12 protein-coding genes, 1 other RNA gene and 1 pseudogene are annotated in these 17,346 nt (G+C 42.7%); 9 read left to right on the top strand and 5 right to left on the bottom strand.

What is annotated here, in order from left to right:
- Position 1 precedes the first annotated feature (1 nt).
- Positions 2–1,141: a cytochrome d ubiquinol oxidase subunit II gene (cydB, locus tag JIG37_RS08550; RefSeq protein ID WP_138617138.1), complete on the bottom strand. Its 1,140-nt coding sequence runs from the start codon at positions 1,139–1,141 to the stop codon at positions 2–4.
- Positions 1,138–2,724: a cytochrome ubiquinol oxidase subunit I gene (locus JIG37_RS08545; RefSeq protein WP_054553106.1), complete on the bottom strand. Its 1,587-nt coding sequence runs from the start codon at positions 2,722–2,724 to the stop codon at positions 1,138–1,140. Before JIG37_RS08545 ends, cydB begins: the two co-directional genes overlap by 4 nt.
- A gap of 421 nt (positions 2,725–3,145) precedes the next feature.
- Here JIG37_RS08545 and lpxB point away from each other — a divergent pair, with 421 nt between their 5' ends.
- The 6 genes from lpxB (at position 3,146) to JIG37_RS08515 (ending at position 11,101) form a co-directional block, all read left to right on the top strand.
- Positions 3,146–4,303, top strand: coding sequence for a lipid-A-disaccharide synthase (lpxB, locus tag JIG37_RS08540; protein ID WP_199529188.1), 1,158 nt, complete (start codon positions 3,146–3,148; stop codon positions 4,301–4,303).
- The gene (gene rnhB / locus JIG37_RS08535; protein WP_138599325.1) at positions 4,293–4,898 is read left to right on the top strand and encodes a ribonuclease HII; all 606 of its coding nucleotides are present in this window, start codon (positions 4,293–4,295) and stop codon (positions 4,896–4,898) included. The genes lpxB and rnhB overlap by 11 nt, the downstream gene beginning before the upstream one ends.
- Positions 4,898–8,389 carry a DNA polymerase III subunit alpha gene (dnaE, locus tag JIG37_RS08530; RefSeq protein WP_199529187.1) on the top strand — a complete coding sequence of 1,164 codons (3,492 nt, stop codon included), beginning with the start codon at positions 4,898–4,900 and terminating at the stop codon, positions 8,387–8,389. Before rnhB ends, dnaE begins: the two co-directional genes overlap by 1 nt.
- Positions 8,390–8,405: 16 nt before the next feature.
- Positions 8,406–9,362 (top strand): acetyl-CoA carboxylase carboxyl transferase subunit alpha, encoded by a 957-nt coding sequence (accA, locus tag JIG37_RS08525; protein ID WP_054553102.1) that lies wholly within the window; start codon positions 8,406–8,408, stop codon positions 9,360–9,362.
- A 91-nt stretch (positions 9,363–9,453) separates the two neighbouring features.
- Complete coding sequence (gene tilS, locus JIG37_RS08520) at positions 9,454–10,764, top strand: tRNA lysidine(34) synthetase TilS (RefSeq protein ID WP_199529186.1); 1,311 nt, start codon at positions 9,454–9,456, stop codon at positions 10,762–10,764.
- Positions 10,757–11,101 carry a hypothetical protein gene (locus JIG37_RS08515; protein WP_199529185.1) on the top strand — a complete coding sequence of 115 codons (345 nt, stop codon included), beginning with the start codon at positions 10,757–10,759 and terminating at the stop codon, positions 11,099–11,101. The genes tilS and JIG37_RS08515 overlap by 8 nt, the downstream gene beginning before the upstream one ends.
- Before the next feature lie 25 nt (positions 11,102–11,126).
- On the opposite strand, the gene JIG37_RS08510 is transcribed toward JIG37_RS08515, so the two are convergent.
- Positions 11,127–12,023 (bottom strand): GGDEF domain-containing protein, encoded by an 897-nt coding sequence (locus JIG37_RS08510; protein WP_199529184.1) that lies wholly within the window; start codon positions 12,021–12,023, stop codon positions 11,127–11,129.
- Between the two features lie 138 nt (positions 12,024–12,161).
- On the opposite strand from JIG37_RS08510, the gene JIG37_RS08505 reads away from it, so the two are divergent.
- Positions 12,162–14,135 carry a monovalent cation:proton antiporter family protein gene (locus JIG37_RS08505; protein ID WP_199529183.1) on the top strand — a complete coding sequence of 658 codons (1,974 nt, stop codon included), beginning with the start codon at positions 12,162–12,164 and terminating at the stop codon, positions 14,133–14,135.
- A 7-nt stretch (positions 14,136–14,142) separates the two neighbouring features.
- Here the strand turns inward: JIG37_RS08505 and JIG37_RS08500 are convergent, their stop codons facing one another.
- Positions 14,143–15,288, bottom strand: a complete 1,146-nt coding sequence (locus JIG37_RS08500; protein WP_138599329.1) for a patatin-like phospholipase family protein — start codon at positions 15,286–15,288, stop codon at positions 14,143–14,145.
- Between the two features lie 135 nt (positions 15,289–15,423).
- Between JIG37_RS08500 and JIG37_RS08495 the strand changes: the two genes are divergently transcribed.
- Positions 15,424–16,287, top strand: a complete 864-nt coding sequence (locus JIG37_RS08495) for a DUF3014 domain-containing protein (RefSeq protein WP_199529182.1) — start codon at positions 15,424–15,426, stop codon at positions 16,285–16,287.
- 136 nt (positions 16,288–16,423) lie between these two features.
- Positions 16,424–16,520: signal recognition particle sRNA small type (gene ffs / locus JIG37_RS08490), an RNA gene on the top strand.
- Positions 16,521–16,954: 434 nt separating this feature from the next.
- Here ffs and JIG37_RS08485 read toward each other — a convergent pair.
- A pseudogene (locus JIG37_RS08485) lies at positions 16,955–17,346 on the bottom strand (transposase); the annotation flags it as partial.

The following is a 17,346-nucleotide window of genomic DNA, read 5'->3' as shown; positions in this document are numbered from 1 at the left end:
CTTAGTAGCTACCGTGCGTGTTGTTTTCGATTTCACTAATGGTTACTTTGCGCCACATCTTCACATAGCACCACGTTGTGTAAATAAGGATAAGTGGTACAAAAATAACCGCTGCAATAAACATCACGTTGAGAGTCATATGGCTCGAAACCGCATCCCACATAGTTAAACTAATATTTGGGTTGTTACTCGAAGGCATAACGAACGGGAACATTGACATACCCGCAGTTAAAATTACGCCTGCAAGCATTAGGCTTGACGCTGCCAATGCCATTGCCGGTTTTTGTAATTTAGATAACACAATCGCCAGTGCCGCCATCACGAATGCAAGGGCAGGGAACAGCATGGTTAATGGCATTTTTGTATAGTTATCAAGCCATGCACCTGGTGCCTGCGTGACTGTTTTACCAAGCGGGTTTGCAAAGCCTTGAGTATCGCCCATGCTAACGATTTTATAACCGTCAATTTGCGATACCCACACACCTGCCAAGGCAAACAACACAATAAACGCCATCAGCGCATATTGACCGTATTGTGCTGAGCGTTTTGCAACCTCTGCATCCGTACGAAGTTGTAGCCACATGCCTGCATGACCAACCAGCATTAGTACGCTTACTAAGCCTACAACAATGGCAAATGGGTTTAATAACGCAAAGAATGAACCTTGATAACTAACACGCAGTAGGTCGTCGATATGATAAGGCACGCCCAGTAATAAGTTACCAAATGCCACACCAAATACTAAAGCAGGGATAAAGCTGCCTGCAAATAAGCCCCAATCCCAGTTGTTTCGCCAACGTGGTGAGTCTATTTTTGAGCGGTAATCAAAACCAAGCGGTCTGAAAAATAACGCAAATAACACCAGCATCATAGCAAAGTAAAAGCCAGAGAACGCGGCCGCGTATACCATAGGCCAAGCAGCAAACAGTGCACCCCCAGCGGTGATGAACCAAACTTGGTTACCATCCCAGTGAGCACCTATGGTGTTAATTACAGTACGGCGCTCCACATCGGTTTTACCAACTAGGCGAAGCAAAATTGCCACACCCATGTCCATGCCATCGGTCACTGCAAAGCCAATCAGTAATACACCAATTAACAGCCACCAGATTAGTTTTAATGTTTCGTAATCAAAAATCATGACTGAGCTCCTTGGCTTGCAAGTGAATCTGCTTTAGCAAGTTCATGGTGATATTTACCAGTATGAAGCGAGCTTGGACCTTGTTTAATAAAGCGCAGCATTAACCAGCCTTCTACAGCAGCAAGTCCTGTGTAAAAGATAATGAAGCCAGTAATGCTGATAAGTAAATCGTTTACCGTCAGAGATGAGGTTGCCAAGAAGGTTGGTAGAATCTCTGAAATAGCCCATGGTTGGCGGCCATATTCAGCAACAATCCAACCAAATTCAATGGCAATCCACGGCAGTGGAATACTCCATACCGCAGCCCATAATAACCAGCGTTTTTGCTCAATAATGCGGTGCGCGTTGTAATAAAATGCAAGCACGAATACGCCAAGCATGATCACACCGCAACCGACCATAATTCTGAAGGACCAAAACATAGGACCAACTTTAGGGAACGAATCTTTCACTGCTTTTTGAATGTGCTCTTCTGTGGCATCTACCACGTTAGGCGTATAGCGTTTTAGTAGTAAACCATAGCCAAGGTCGTCTTTTAAGCTATCGAATTTTGCAATGTTTTCTGGAGTGTCTTCACCACCTCGAAGCTTCTCTAAGTATTCGTATGCAACCATGCCATTACGAATTCGTACTTCGTGTTGCTTTTCTAGATCTTTAATACCCGTTACCTGTTCATCAATAGAGCGAGTAGCAATGATGCCCAGTGCATAAGGTATTTTAACAGCAGCGTGGGTGACTTGCTCTTCTGAATCAGGAATACCGACCAGAGTGAATGCAGCAGGGGCTTCTTCGGTGTGCCACTCAGCTTCAATGGTTGCGAGTTTAACTTTTTGTACCTCGCCAACTTCGTAGCCAGATTCATCACCAAGTAAAATAACACAAAGGATAGACGCTAAACCAAACCCAGAAGCAACCGAAAACGAGCGTTTAGCAAAAGCAAGATCGCGACCTTTTAGGATGTACCAGCTACTAATGCCCAGTACAAACATAGATGCTGCAACATACCCTGCCGAAACGGTATGAATAAACTTAACTTGTGCGACGGGATTGAATACCAGTTCAGCAAAGCTGGTCATTTCCATGCGCATGGTTTGATAATTAAACTCAGCCCCTACAGGGTTTTGCATCCAACCATTGGCAATCAAAATCCATAAAGCTGATAGGTTAGTACCTAGAGCCATAAGGAAAGTTGCAGCTAAATGCTGACGTTTTGTTAGTCGCTCCCAACCTAAAAAGAACATACCGACAAAGGTTGACTCTAAAAAGAATGCCATTAAGCCTTCAATCGCTAGCGGTGCGCCAAAAATATCGCCCACGTAGTGAGAGTAGTAAGACCAGTTGGTACCAAACTCAAACTCCATGGTTAGACCTGTCGCCACACCAATCGCAAAGTTAATACCAAATAACTTACCCCAGAATTTAGTCATATCACGATAAATTTCGCGACCAGTCATCACGTAAACGGATTCCATGATCACCAAAATCCACGTCATACCTAAAGTAAGGGGAACAAATAGGAAGTGAAAGAGGGCAGTGATTGCAAACTGCAATCGCGATAGATCCACAAATGTTTCATCTATCATTGTTTAGCTCCTTGTTAGCGAGTGCGGTAGACACGACAAATTATTGGTTATGAAGTTTCAGTAATTATTGAAACTTTGTGAATATTAACCTTGTATCCATTTTAGTCAATAGAAAAATAAGAAAATAAGATTAAATAATTGTTCATCATTTCTACAGACTAGAGATTAAAGCTTAACTTTTCAATCGATTAATTACCTTATCAAAAACTTTTAGCCAGTTTTTATAGAACAAAAAGATTACTCACTTATAGGTATTCTCTCGGCTAAAAAATTAATTGTTTACTTTCTTAGCTGGTTACCTAGGTTAATGAATAAGCACTTATTTAAATTCTAGTATTAATTACTCGTGTGACATTTATCCGACTGCTAAAACACGGTAAACTCATTTTTATTAGTGCCAAAAGTTGCGAATTATCAACGAATGAAAGAACAAACAAAGCCGTTACGTATTGCCTTGGTGGCAGGTGAGTTATCAGGTGATATTTTAGGTGAAGGGCTAGTAAAAGCACTTAAACGCCGTTTTCCAGATGCCATATTTGAGGGGATTGCAGGCCCGCGTATGCAAGCGGCTGGCTGTAAAACATTATTCGATATGGACGAATTATCTGTAATGGGCTTAGTTGAAGTACTTGGCCGATTACCGCGCCTACTAAAAATACGCAAACAATTGGTGCAGCATTTTATCGATAACCCACCAGATGTATTTATTGGTATAGATGCCCCTGACTTTAACTTACGTGTTGAAAAGCCGCTAAAAGAGGCGGGTATTAAAACAGTACAATATGTTAGCCCGTCAGTGTGGGCGTGGCGCGAAAAACGCATTCATAAAATCAGTGCCGCCACTAACTTAGTGTTGGCATTATTGCCGTTCGAAAAAGCCTTTTATGATAAGCACGATGTACCTTGTACGTTTGTGGGTCATACTCTGGCTGATGATATTGCTCTTGAGCACGACCAAACCGAGGCTCGTAATCAACTTGGATTGGCACAAACTGATAAAGTGCTTGCATTACTACCTGGTAGTCGAGGTTCTGAAGTAGGGCTTTTAAGCGAAACTTACATTGAAACAGCGGCGAAATTACAAGCGCAAAATCCTGATCTTAAAATTGTGGTGCCGTTAGTCAATGAAAAACGAAAAGCACAGTTTTGTGAGATTTTAGAAAAAACAGCCCCTGATCTAAAACTGCAATTATTGGATGGTCAGTCAAATCTTGCAATGCAAGCCGCTGATGCCATTTTGCTTGCCTCAGGAACCGCAACACTTGAAGGTATGCTGTACAAAAAGCCGATGATTGTGGGTTATAAAATTAAGCCATTGAGTTACTGGATTTTCAAAACCTTATTCACTTTTAACATTAAGTATTTCTCGTTGCCTAATTTATTAGCCGATGAAGAACTCGTCCCAGAGTACCTACAAACTGAGTGTAATGTTGAAAACCTATCGGCTGCGCTAACACCTATGCTTAATACCGATAACAGCGAACTAAAGGCGCGCTTTTTAGCCATACATAAAAACATTAGATTAAATGCCAATGAACAAGCTGCAGCAGCAGTCGCGGAGTTACTAAATGCAAATTGAACGACCGAATGTTAATTATATTGCTGGTGTAGATGAAGTTGGCCGTGGTCCATTGGTCGGTGATGTTGTTACTGCTGCGGTAATACTGGACCCAAATCAGCCAATTGCAGGGTTAGCCGATTCTAAAAAGTTATCAGACAAAAAACGTCAATTATTAGCGGCAGAAATAAAAGAAAAAGCCCTGTGCTATGCTATTGGTCGTTGTAGCCCAACTGAGATTGATGAGCTAAATATTTTACATGCCACCATGCTCGCGATGAGTCGCGCGGTTGAAGGCTTAAGTGTAAAGCCAGAGTTTGTTTTTATTGATGGTAATCGTGTGCCTAGTCAATTAACTGTGCCAGCACAGGCGGTAGTAAAAGGCGATAGCCTAGTCGAAGAGATTTCAGCGGCATCTATTTTAGCGAAAGTTGCCCGCGATGAAGAAATGATTGAGCTTGATAAGCGTTACCCTGACTATGGTTTTGCAGGCCATAAAGGCTACCCAACTAAAGCACACTTTGCAGCGCTTGAACAATACGGTGCTATTGCAGAACATCGTAAAAGCTTTAAACCTGTTCAGCGCATTTTGGCGTTAAAAGGAGAGCAACTGTAATGCCTGCGCCGCAATTTGTTCACTTACGTGTTCACTCAGATTTCTCAATGGTGGATGGCCTAGCTAAAACTAAGCCAATTGTCGCTAAAGCAGAAGAGCTGCAAATGCCTGCGTTGGCTATCACCGATCAGATGAACTTATGTGGTTTGGTGCGTTTTTATGGTGCTGCCCATGGCGCGGGGATTAAGCCTATTGTCGGCGCAGATTTTTGGCTCAGAAGCCCTGAATTTGAAGATGAACCTAGCCGAATTACCATCTTAGCGAAAGATAACGAAGGCTATAAAAACCTCACCTTGTTGATTTCTAAAGCATACCAACGAGGGCATTTATTTCACCGCCCGGTAGTAGACCGTGAATGGCTAGTGGAGCACAAAAGTGGCCTAATTTTATTATCTGGCGCTAAAGATGGCGACTTAGGTAAAGCCCTATTAAAAGGTAACCCTGGGCTTATAGAATCGGTCGTTAGCTTTTATAAGCAACATTTTAGCGATCATTATTACATTGAGCTTATTCGTACGGAACGTGCTTTAGAAGAAGACTATTTACACCTAGTTGTTGAGCTTGCCGCAAAAGAGCAGTTACCTGTAGTGGCAACTAACGAAGTAGTATTTTTAAAGCCAGAAAACTTTGAAGCCCATGAAATCCGCGTTGCAATCCATGACGGTTACACCTTAGAAGATAAACGTAGACCAAAACGTTTTTCTGAGCAGCAATACCTTAAAACGGCTGAGCAAATGGCTGAGCTATTTAGCGATATTCCTGAAGCGCTAGAAAACACTGTTGAAATTGCTAAGCGCTGTAATGTGACCGTGCAGCTCGGGACTTACTTCTTACCAGATTACCCAACCGGTTCGCTAAAAATTGAAGACTTCTTGGTTAAGGTCTCTGAAGATGGTCTTGAAGAGCGTTTACAGTTTTTATTCCCAGATGAGCAAGAGCGAAAAGAAAAACGTGGCGAGTATGATGAGCGTCTGAAAATAGAGCTCGACGTAATCAACCAAATGGGTTTCCCAGGTTACTTCTTGATCGTAATGGAGTTCATTCAGTGGAGTAAAGATAACAATATTCCGGTAGGTCCAGGGCGTGGTTCTGGTGCAGGTTCATTGGTTGCTTATGCACTGAAGATCACCGACCTCGATCCACTCGAATTTGACTTACTATTCGAACGTTTCTTGAACCCAGAACGTATCTCAATGCCCGATTTCGACGTCGATTTTTGTATGGATAGGCGTGATGAGGTAATTGATCACGTAGCGGCGCTTTATGGTCGTGACGCGGTATCTCAGATCATTACCTTTGGTACCATGGCTGCAAAAGCGGTTATCCGTGACGTAGGCCGTGTACTTGGTCACCCTTACGGCTTTGTTGATCGTATTTCTAAACTAGTACCGGGCGATCCGGGCATGACCTTGGCTAAAGCGTTTGATGTTGAGCCGCGTTTACAAGAAGCCTACGACGGTGATGAAGAGGTCAAAGAGCTTATTGATATGTGTCGCATCCTTGAAGGCTGTACACGTAACGCCGGTAAGCACGCTGGTGGTGTTGTAATATCACCCACCACAATCACTGACTTTGCCGCTCTTTATTGTGATGATGAGGGTAAATTCCCGGTAACACAATTTGATAAAAACGACGTCGAGACGGCGGGTTTAGTAAAGTTTGACTTCTTAGGTCTTAGAACACTTACCATCTTGCAGTGGGCACTTGATATGACTAACGAGCGCTTAGCTCGTGAGGGTAAAAAGCCCGTTGATATCAACGCTATTCCACTTGATGATAAGCCAAGTATTGAGTTACTGCTACGCGCCGAAACCACCGCGGTATTCCAGCTCGAATCTCGTGGTATGAAAGACCTTATTCGTCGTCTAAAGCCCGACTGCTTCGAGGATATGATCGCACTGGTAGCACTATTTCGCCCAGGTCCATTGCAATCAGGCATGGTAGATAACTTTATCGACCGTAAGCATGGCCGCGAAGAGTTATCTTACCCAGATGCGCAGTGGCAACACGATAGCTTGCAACCAATCCTTGAGCCAACCTACGGTATCATTCTTTATCAAGAACAAGTAATGCAAATTGCCCAGGTACTGGCTGGTTATACGCTAGGTGGCGCTGATATGCTGCGTCGTGCGATGGGTAAGAAAAAGCCAGAGGAGATGGCAAAGCAACGTTCAACCTTCGAAGAAGGCGCTGTTAAAAACGGAGTTGACGGCGAACTTGCAATGAAAATCTTCGACTTGGTAGAGAAGTTCGCAGGTTATGGCTTCAATAAATCTCACTCAGCTGCATATGCCTTAGTATCGTACCAAACGCTGTGGATGAAAACCCACTATCCAGCAGAGTTTATGGCTGCGGTAATGTCGGCAGATATGGATAACACCGATAAAATTGTTACCTTGGTAGATGAATGTGAAAACATGAAACTGACCTTGTTACCGCCAGATGTCAATGCCGGTGAGTACAAGTTTACGGTTAATCTACAAGGTGAAATTGTTTACGGTATCGGTGCCATTAAAGGAGTTGGTGAGGCGCCTGTTGAAGCTATTTTAGAAGCTCGTAGCGAAGGTGGCCCGTTTAAGGACTTATTTGATTTTTGTGCCCGTGTTGATTTAAAGCGTTTAAACAAGCGTGTTGTTGAAAAGCTTATATATGCCGGAGCACTCGATCAACTTGGCCCAGATAAAACACAGCCTGGCCGAGCAACCTTACTCGCAAGCTTAAAAGATGCCATGCGGGCGGCCGATCAGCATCATAAGGCTGAGTCACTAGGGCAGGCCGACTTATTCGGTTTACTTGCTACAGAGCCAGATGAAGTTGAACAAGCATTTATTAAAGCCACAGATTTAACCGACAATGAGTGGCTAGACGGTGAGAAAGAAACTTTAGGTCTGTATTTAACTGGTCACCCAATTAATCAGTATCGTAAAGAGTTAAAGCATTATACGTCAGGAAGGCTGGTTGATTTACAACCCACTAACCGCGATGTGCAGTCAACGGCTGCAGGCTTAGTGATTTCTGCTCGTACCTTGATAAACAAAAAGGGAAATCGATGGGGTCTTGTAACTTTAGATGACAAGAGTGCCCGTATTGATGTACGCTTATTCCCAGAACAGTTTGAAATGTACCAAGATTTGCTGCAAGTAAACAATATCTTGGTAATATCTGGACAGGTCAGCTTTGATAACTTCTCTGGTGGCATTACAATGACCGCTAGAGACATATGCACCATCGCACAGGCGCGAGAAAAACGTATAAAAGCGATTAAAATGACCTTGAATATGGTGCAGATCGAGGCGAACTTCTTCGATAATTTACAAAAAGTGCTGGAACCTTATAAGTTTGGTACTTGTCCTATTAAAGTATTCTATCAACGTCCGGATGCGTTGGCTGAGATTACTTTAGGAACCGAATGGTGTGTTACGCCGAGTGATGACTTAATTCACAAGTTATCGCTGATGGCGGCGCAAGATGTAGAACTAGAATTTAACTAATTAGGTAGTTTAGAGCATGAGCCTCAATTATCTTGATTTTGAGCTTCCAATCGCTGAATTAGAAGCAAAAATTGAAGAATTACAAAATGTAAGCCGCGCTGGCGAATTAGACCTTGGATTAGAAGAGGAAGTCAGTCGATTAAAAGAGAAAAGTGCTGAAATGAAAGAGAAAATTTTCTCTGAATTAGGTGCTTGGCAGGTTTCTCAGTTAGCCCGTCATCCGTTGCGTCCTTATACTCGTGATTACATCGAGCGCATTTTCACGGAATTTGACGAACTAGCAGGCGACCGTACTTTTGCTAACGACCCAGCTATTTTAGGTGGTGTTGCACGTTTTGAAGGTCAACCAGTGATGGTTATTGGCCAACAAAAAGGGCGTGACACGGCTGAAAAAATTAAACGCAACTTTGGTATGCCAAAGCCAGAAGGTTACCGTAAAGCATTACGCTTAATGGAAATGGCTGAGCGTTTCAAAATGCCAATCATGACTTTTATCGACACCCCAGGTGCATACCCAGGTGTTGGCGCTGAAGAGCGTGGTCAAAGTGAAGCAATCGCGCGTAACCTTAAAGTTATGGCCGCATTAAAAGTACCAACTATCTGTACTGTTATCGGTGAAGGTGGTTCTGGTGGTGCATTAGCAATTGGTGTGGGCGACCGCGTTAACATGCTGCAATACAGCACTTACTCTGTAATTTCGCCAGAAGGTTGTGCATCAATCTTATGGAAAAGCGCAGACAAGGCACCATTAGCTGCAGAAGCCATGGGTGTAACAGCTGCACGTGTTAAAGAGCTTGATTTAATCAACAACGTAATTGATGAGCCACTTGGTGGCGCACATCGTAATTACGATGCGATGGCGCGTAACCTTAAAAACCAACTTAAGCGTGACCTAGCTGACTTACAAGGCCTTTCACTAGATGAAATGCTTGATCAGCGTTACAAACGTTTAATGTCGTTTGGCTATTGCTAAACACAGCTTAAAATTGAAAAAAGCCGCTTTTGCGGCTTTTTTTGTTTTATAATGCCGATAATAAAGACGCTTGTATACTCATTGGTTTTAAATGCAAACATCAGATTTATACCACCATTTTTTAGCACAATTGCAGCCTTTGCTGAACGCTCAGCAAAGTTGCTTTAGCGTTGCCTTATCTGGCGGTGTTGATTCGGTTGTATTGTTACATTTAATGAAACAAGCTCAACAGCAGCACTCTGAACTTAAAATTGAAGCTGTGTATGTTAATCATGGTTTGAGCAAGTATGCTGATGAGTGGCAAGGGTTTTGCCAATCGCTATGTGAAGAGTTCAACGTGGCATTTAAAGCTGTGCTGGTTGAAATTCATCAGCGCTCGCGTACATCACTTGAGGCACAAGCAAGAGAGGCTCGGTACCAAGCACTCGACGAAAACTGTATGTTAGGTAGTGTAATACTGCTTGGTCAGCACTTAAATGATCAACTTGAGACCTTCTTACTTCGCCTAAAGCGTGGTTCTGGCTTACAGGGCTTAGCATCAATGCCACAAACGCGATTGTTAGCGTCTGGGCGTGTGTGTTTTAGACCCTTGATTAATATCTCGCGTGAGCAAATTGAACAATTTGCCGATGAATTTGCTATTACCCATATCACCGATGATTCAAATGTTGATGAGCGCTTTGACCGTAATTTTTTACGTCATCAGGTTCTGCCTATTTTAATTGAGCGTTTTCAAGGGTTTGAAAAAAGTGCAGCGCGCAGTATTCGGCTTTTACAGCAACAGCAATCACTGCTCGATGAATATACGCAAAGTGACCTTGCGCATTGCCAAAATTCGCAGGGTGGCTTAAGTTGTCAGGCAATTTCGCCCTTTAGCCAGCCCAGACAAGCAAACCTTGTCCGTGCGTGGCTGAATCAGTTTACCCATCAACTACCTTCTGAGAATCAGCTACAGCAAATTATTGAGCAAGGTTTAACGGCAAAAGCAGATGCGCAGTTAAAAATTTGTTTGCAAAGCGGTGATGTTCGTCGGCATCAGCAGCATTGGTACTTTGTGAAGGAGCAGGCAATACCTGAGGCGATGGATATAACTTTGCAGGGCATTGAACTGACAGATGGCCGAAAACTAATAGTGAAAGCGGGCAAGGGCATTAGAAAACCAAAGCAGGATGAGCAAGTAAGGGTTGAGTTTAATAAGCCACAAGCACGTATCAAACCTTTGCATAAACCCGGCTCAAACACCTTAAAACATTGGTTTAAAGATGCCAAAGTAGCTCCTTGGTTACGTGCGCAGACACCACTTATTTTTTATAACGATCAACTTGTGCAAGTTGTTGGCTACTTTATTAGTGAGCAGCACAGTGTTGAAGATGGAATTCTTTGGGAGACACTCTATGAGTGAACAACCACATGTTGGTTTATCACTAGTTAATAAGGCACCACTTGGCTTTGCGTTGTCGGTGCTAGTGGCTGTAATTGCTGGTTTTGCTTATGCAGAGCTGACAATAAACACACTTTTTTATGCGCTAGCTGGCGGCCTAGTATGCTCATTATTGCTGCTAGGTTACTGGTCAGGCAAAGGCGGTATTTTCTTTATATTGGGCGTGCTTACGCCGCTGGCATTAGTGATGGTATCGCCCCTTACCACCATGGCTGCCTTGCTTTACTTATTAAGCGGCTTCTTCGCTGGTTTTTGGTTAGTATTATTTGGTTATAAACTTATAAACAAAAAAGCCTAGCGGGGGATGCTAGGCTTTTACTCAATTAGTAAGCTCTTGCGCAGTTTCTTCCTGCTGCTTTTGCCTTATAGAGGCCCTTGTCAGCACGGGCAAACACTTCGTTTTCGCAGTCTTGGTTGTTGGCTAGCGTATAACCAATGCTTGATGTTACATCATATTGAGCCATCAACCCTGAGTTAGCAACTAAGCTCATAATGCGATCAGCTATCACCTTATTGGTGGTAAACTCAGGGTCATCGATTAATAATGCAAACTCATCTCCACCAAAGCGGAAAATCGAGTCAGTGCCGCGCACACTACTGCGCAGTACGTTAGCAAATTCTTGTAACACATCATCGCCAATTTTATGACCAAAGTTATCGTTTACTTGTTTAAAGTTATCTAAATCAAGCAACATTAAGCTAAATGGGCGATGTTGACGGCGGCAACGTTCTAGCTTTTGTGCCAAGCTGTCATTAAATTGACTACGGTTATTTAAGCCTGTTAGCGCATCTTTAGTCGCTAAACGTAATACGCGGGTGTACATAAGCGCATTACGTAATGGGTAAACGAGGGCTGTATGGAGCTGCTTTAATTTTGCTTCAATCGCTTTACCCATAGGGAACTGACTAAAGTAAATTAGCTGCCCTAAGCGTTCACTTTCGATATCTAAATCAAAAGAGTACGGTGTTTGGCTGGTATCGCTGCCTGTGCTTTGTGACACTCCGAGTGCAGATTGGAACTGTAAGCCAGATAAATTGATTAGTTGCTTTGCGTGCTCGGCAAAAATAGTCAAAATTTCTTCGATTGATAACGTGGTTTGTAACTTTGCGACCAAATCGTGTGGACTATTTGTTTCATTTATTCGGTAATGCTCTGCCGAAAACGGCAGAAACTCGCCTCGCGCAGACACCCGCTGCGTCAAAATATGGACATTTTCCATGATAATTCTCCCCCCGGAGTGTTTAGATACTCCCATGTAGCGAGATTTGTGCCATATTTTTAAACTGGCCGAAAAACAGATGGTTGCTATATTTAAAAGAGAAACCAGTTTTGTCACTAAGTCTAGGGAGTTGATTGCTTGCAAAATGTGCTGATCCAAGTGTTTGGCTTGCTTGTCGCTGCCGTATTATTTGTTTGGTTCTTCAAACGAATTGGTTTACCACCCATTCTTGCTTATCTTGCGACAGGCGTATTGGCAGGGAGTCATGGTATTGGCTGGATGGCGCAAAGCCATGAAATGCACTTTGTTGCTGAGCTCGGCATTGTGTTTTTACTGTTTAGCTTAGGGCTTGAGTTTTCATTGCCGCGTTTAATGGCAATGCGCAATATTGTATTTGGCCTTGGCTCCTTACAGGTCGTGGTGACCAGTATAGTGTTTATGCTAATTTTACTGCTGCTAGAGCACAGCCTTTTAAACAGTTTTACTATTGCTAGTTTAATGGCGCTGTCTTCAACAGCGGTGGTGGTGAAGCTACTTAAAGAATCTGGAGATTTAAACCAGCGCCGCGGCCAGTTGGCAATAGGGGTGTTGCTGTTTCAAGATATTGCTGTTGTCCCTCTGCTCATTGTTTACCCCTTGCTAGCCCAAAGTGGCTCTGAAGAAATTGCCGGTGCATTGGCTTTTGCACTTACTAAAGGTGCTTTAGTGTGTATTTTATTGTTCGGCATAGGTAAATGGATTTTGCCTAAAGTGTTTAGCGAAATAGCGCTGGTAAGAACCGATGAGCTATTTATGCTAACGACTTTATTGGTTGCCTTGTTTGCCGCAGGCTTGACTTACCTATTTGGTTTATCGATGGCGTTAGGCGCATTTTTAGCCGGCATGATGCTGGGTGAAAGTCACTATCGTCACCAACTTGAAGCCGATATTAGACCATTTCGCGATATATTAATGGGGCTATTCTTTGTGACTGTTGGTATGCAGCTAGATGTGCTTTATGTACTTAATAGTTGGTACTGGATCATCGCGGTATTAATTGGCTTATTGCTATTTAAAATTGCGGTGCTTGCTATTTCTGCGCAAGTGATGGGGGAGCGTAAGCAAGATGCGGTATCAGCGGGTATTATGCTTTGGCAAATGGGAGAATTTGGCTTTGTATTAATTGCACTTGCTTCGCAGCATTTGTTAATAAGCTCAGAGCAAGCTTCGTTTTTAATTGCAGTTGGCGTGCTTTCGATGGCGCTAACGCCTTACTTAATTGAAAAAACACCGCTTATTCTCAAAAAACTTGGCCTTTTAAGCCATGCAGGACAGTACTGGCAACAGCCCGCGACAAGTAGCCCTTTGTATCAAAATCATGTCGTTATTTGTGGTTTCTCCCGTGTTGGTCAAACTGTTGCGCGCTTTTTAAAGCCAGAAGCAATTGAATACGTCGCGGTCGAAAGTAACCCTATCTTATTGCAAGAAGCGAAAGCGGCTGGTGAACCGGTTATATTTGGCCATGTGAATCAAAAAGATATTTTAAAATCAGCGGGTGTAGAGCGTGCAAGGTTGGTGATTATTACCTTTACCGATTTTGAGCAAACGCAAATAGTTGTTGATGCCATCAAACAAATAGCACCCGATGTAAAGATATTGGTACGAATGAGCGATGATACCGAAATGGAAACGCTTAAAGAACTCGGTGTTACTGAGGTGGTACCAGAAACCCTTGAAGCAAGTTTAATGTTAGTTTCGCATGTACTTTATATGTCTGGTGTGCCGATGACACGGATCATACGCCGTGTTAGTAAAGAGCGGCGCAATCGTTATAAATTTTTAAATGGCTTTTTCACGGGTGATAAACTTGATGGCGAAGAGGCAAGTTCAGATAGGCTTGAGTATTTACATGTTATAGCTCTGCCAGAGCATGCTTATGCGGTTAATCAGAAAATTAGTGAGCTTAAGCTTGAGCAGCGCCGTGTGTCGGTTAGAGCGCTGCGCCGACAAGACCGTGAAATTGACGCGCCTTCATCACAAACTATTTTATTAGCAGGCGATATTTTAGTGTTGCAAGGTAAGCCTCGCCGAGTAGAGCGGGTAGAGAGGTTTTTACTCGACGGTATGGAGTAGCTATTAGCTACTCCAGCTCTAAGAATTTACGAATTTCAGGTAGCTTTTTAAGGCCATCTTGGTAGCCAATTTCAATGAGCTTTTGGGTATAACGTTTTTCAAACAGTAAGTAGCTCGTTAAACTCGATTGCGAACGTTTCTTAACACCAATCATACGTAGTAACACCTTAATTGCCATGGGCATGTCATCATAAAACTGAGCTGCGATTGCATTAAAGTTTTGCGATGGATTGATCACGCAAGTTTCGATTTGTTTAAGCTCTTGGTGTTTGTCACGGGCAGGTAATAGGCTCAGCGTGCGATTGATACGTTGTAAACGTTCTAAATCAGACTGAAGTGTGTCGGTAAAGACGCTATCGAGTAAGTGACCAGCAATATTGGAAAGGCCAGGGTAATGAGGCTGATAACCCGGCGGATGCAGTTCTTTTGGTTCATCAACACCAATAATAAAGATTTTTTCAGCACCTAAATGAACCGACGGACTCAGTGGCGAAAGTTGGTGAATAGAGCCGTCGCCGAAATAGTGGTTATACACATTCACACTTGGGAACACCATAGGTATGGCACTCGACGCCATTAAGTGCTCAACATTTATGCGGGTTGCTTGTCCTTCACGTTTTGCTCTGCGCCACGGCTTTTGTGTAAGTGACTGAAAAAATGCCACAGAGTCACCTGTGGTATAGCTCGAAGCAGTAATCGACACTGCATCTAGGTAGTTTTTATGTAAATTTCGTTCGATACGCGATAAATCGAGTATTTCGTGCAACAGTTTTCTCAGCGGCTTATTGTTCAGCAAACTCGCTGGTGGGTGATTTATATGTTCAGATTGAAAACTTGTAAGCATGTTGCGGGTAATATGCAAAAACACACTTAAAAAGTCGCTTTTATAAACCTGAGAGGTCGAAAAATTCTTCCAAACCCATTCAAGTTTTTTGCATGCTAAATGTGCACACGATGCATAACATGCTAATGCAGCGGAATTAATTGCCCCAGCTGATGTCCCATTAATAATAGTAAAGGGCAGCGGTGCTGTACGAGGCATGCTTTGCGTTATCGCTTTAAGCACACCAACTTGATAAGCCGCTCGCGCGCCACCACCTGTTAGTAATAAAGCGATTTTAGAGTGTTGTGTTTTTTTTAACTTACTGCTCATGGTTGCATTTAAATAGTTGTGCGTCTTTACTTTATTTATCAACTGTAAGTCTTTAAGCTAGAAGAAGCAAAGATTAGCTCAAGGCTAAATGGTTTTTTCGTATTTTTATCTGTTTTATTTTTTAAGGGAGTGTCTATGTCAGAGCATTCGTCAGAACCTGAAGTACAAAAAGGTTCATCAAATAATAACCTTATTTTTGCGGTGGTTGTGCTTATCCTTGTTGCTGGTGTGGCAGCGTTTATTTTATTGAAGCCTGAAGATAAACCAGTGCAAGTTGTTGAAGACATTGTTAGCGAACAAGCGCCAGTTGTTGAGTATCAAGAGCCTGACCCAGAACCTGAAGTTTCAGAGCCTGAGCCAGAGCCTGTTGTAGTAGACACTGCACCAGAGCGCACTCCAGAGCCAGTTCCAGAAGTTGAGCCATTACCAACGTTAAATGAAAGCGATGAAGTGGTTGTTGCTCGTATGGATGAGTTACTAAGCGACCAAGTGATGAGCTTAATGGTGACTGATGACCTTATTCGCCGTGGTGTTGTGTACGTTGATAACATCGCAAAAGGTAAAGTGGCAGTTAGCCATGCACCTGTAGAACGCCCTAAAGAGTCGTTTAAAGTTATTGAGGGCGATATTTTAACAATCGACCCAAATAGCTATGAGCGCTATACGCCGTACGTAAAACTATTTACTAGCTTAAGCGCTGCTCAAGTTATTCGTATGTATGATGAATATAAACCCCTTATCAGTGAAGCTTATGCAGAAATTGGTTACGAAGGTGATGCATTCACAGGCACGTTAGAAGAAGCGATTGATGTACTGCTTGATACGCCAGAGCCAAAAGGTGATATGCCACTCGTTCGTAACTCAGTTACTTATCAATATGCTTACTCTGAGTGGGAAAACTTACCCGATGCGCAAAAACAACTGCTGCGTATGGGCCCAGAAAATATGAAGAAAGTGAAAGCCGCGCTGCGCAACATTAAAGCTGAACTTGAAAAGTAAGCGATAACCCCCTTAATGAAAGTGCGATTGTATACCAAGTATGCAATCGCACTTTCTTTTTCGAATACCCCTTGAATAACTGGCTAAAAGTAGAGATAATCCCTCCCGCGCCAAACAAGGCCCTCAATGGTAGTCTTATTGGTCCTCTCGCAACACTAGCAGGTGAATCTGGTCAGGCCCGGAAGGGAGCAGCCACAGCGTGTGATGTGTGTGCCGAGATGCGGCTGGTAAGACTGCCACCCAAAATTCTATTTGGGTGACTTATTTCATTTAAATTCCTTTTAAATTCCTTTTAAATTTTTTTAGAACCAATCTTTTATTCTTGTATTAATCTTACTTTCTTTGAGCTTTTTATTTCTTAAGTTATCAAGACATCCACTTTAAGGTTATCTAGACACCCAAGTTAAACAATATAAATTCCGGCTCAATGTTGATGATTTGATTGAAGATGACACAGCTGGTTAGGTACAGGTAATAAAGTTATTCGGACATCCACTTTTGTAGGTATTTTAATAACTAATTTTAAAGCCGGCTTGCTTAGTCGTTATAAATTAATTTACAGATAAATGTAATGTTTAGGTGATTCTGTAGACATTGTCTGATTAGCGCCTGATTTGGGCAAATTTAGTCCAAATGCAGGCTACTTTAAACATTTTCGAGTTTCGGTTTAGGTAAATAGTGCACGACTAGTGCTAATAGAGCTTCTTCGTTTTCGTTTCATGTGATTTGTGTAAGCTGTGATTGCTTGCTCTTTACCAGCCGTATTTTTAAACGAGCGAGTAAAGGAAGTGGTGAGTGTAAGCCAGTTGTCACTACAAATATCTAGTCTTTCAAGTATTGGTAACGCATTTTCTGGGATTTTCCCAGGCTTATCTTCTCGTATTGAACGGCCAGTCCAATCGACGAGTTGCAGATATGTCTTGAGCTCAAATGGTAGTCCCTTAGGCATATGTTTACGTGGTTTACCTGCAAAGCGCATAAGTGATTTCGGTTGCTTATTATTTTGAGCTGCATTAATTCTAGATTTAATACTGGTGTAGTCAGATTGCTCAGGTAAAT

This window comes from Pseudoalteromonas sp. bablab_jr010 (assembly GCF_016464105.1).
Classification (GTDB): domain Bacteria; phylum Pseudomonadota; class Gammaproteobacteria; order Enterobacterales; family Alteromonadaceae; genus Pseudoalteromonas; species Pseudoalteromonas simplex.
Note: the sequence above shows the minus strand (reverse complement) of the source record. Positions and strands in the feature narration are given on the sequence as shown.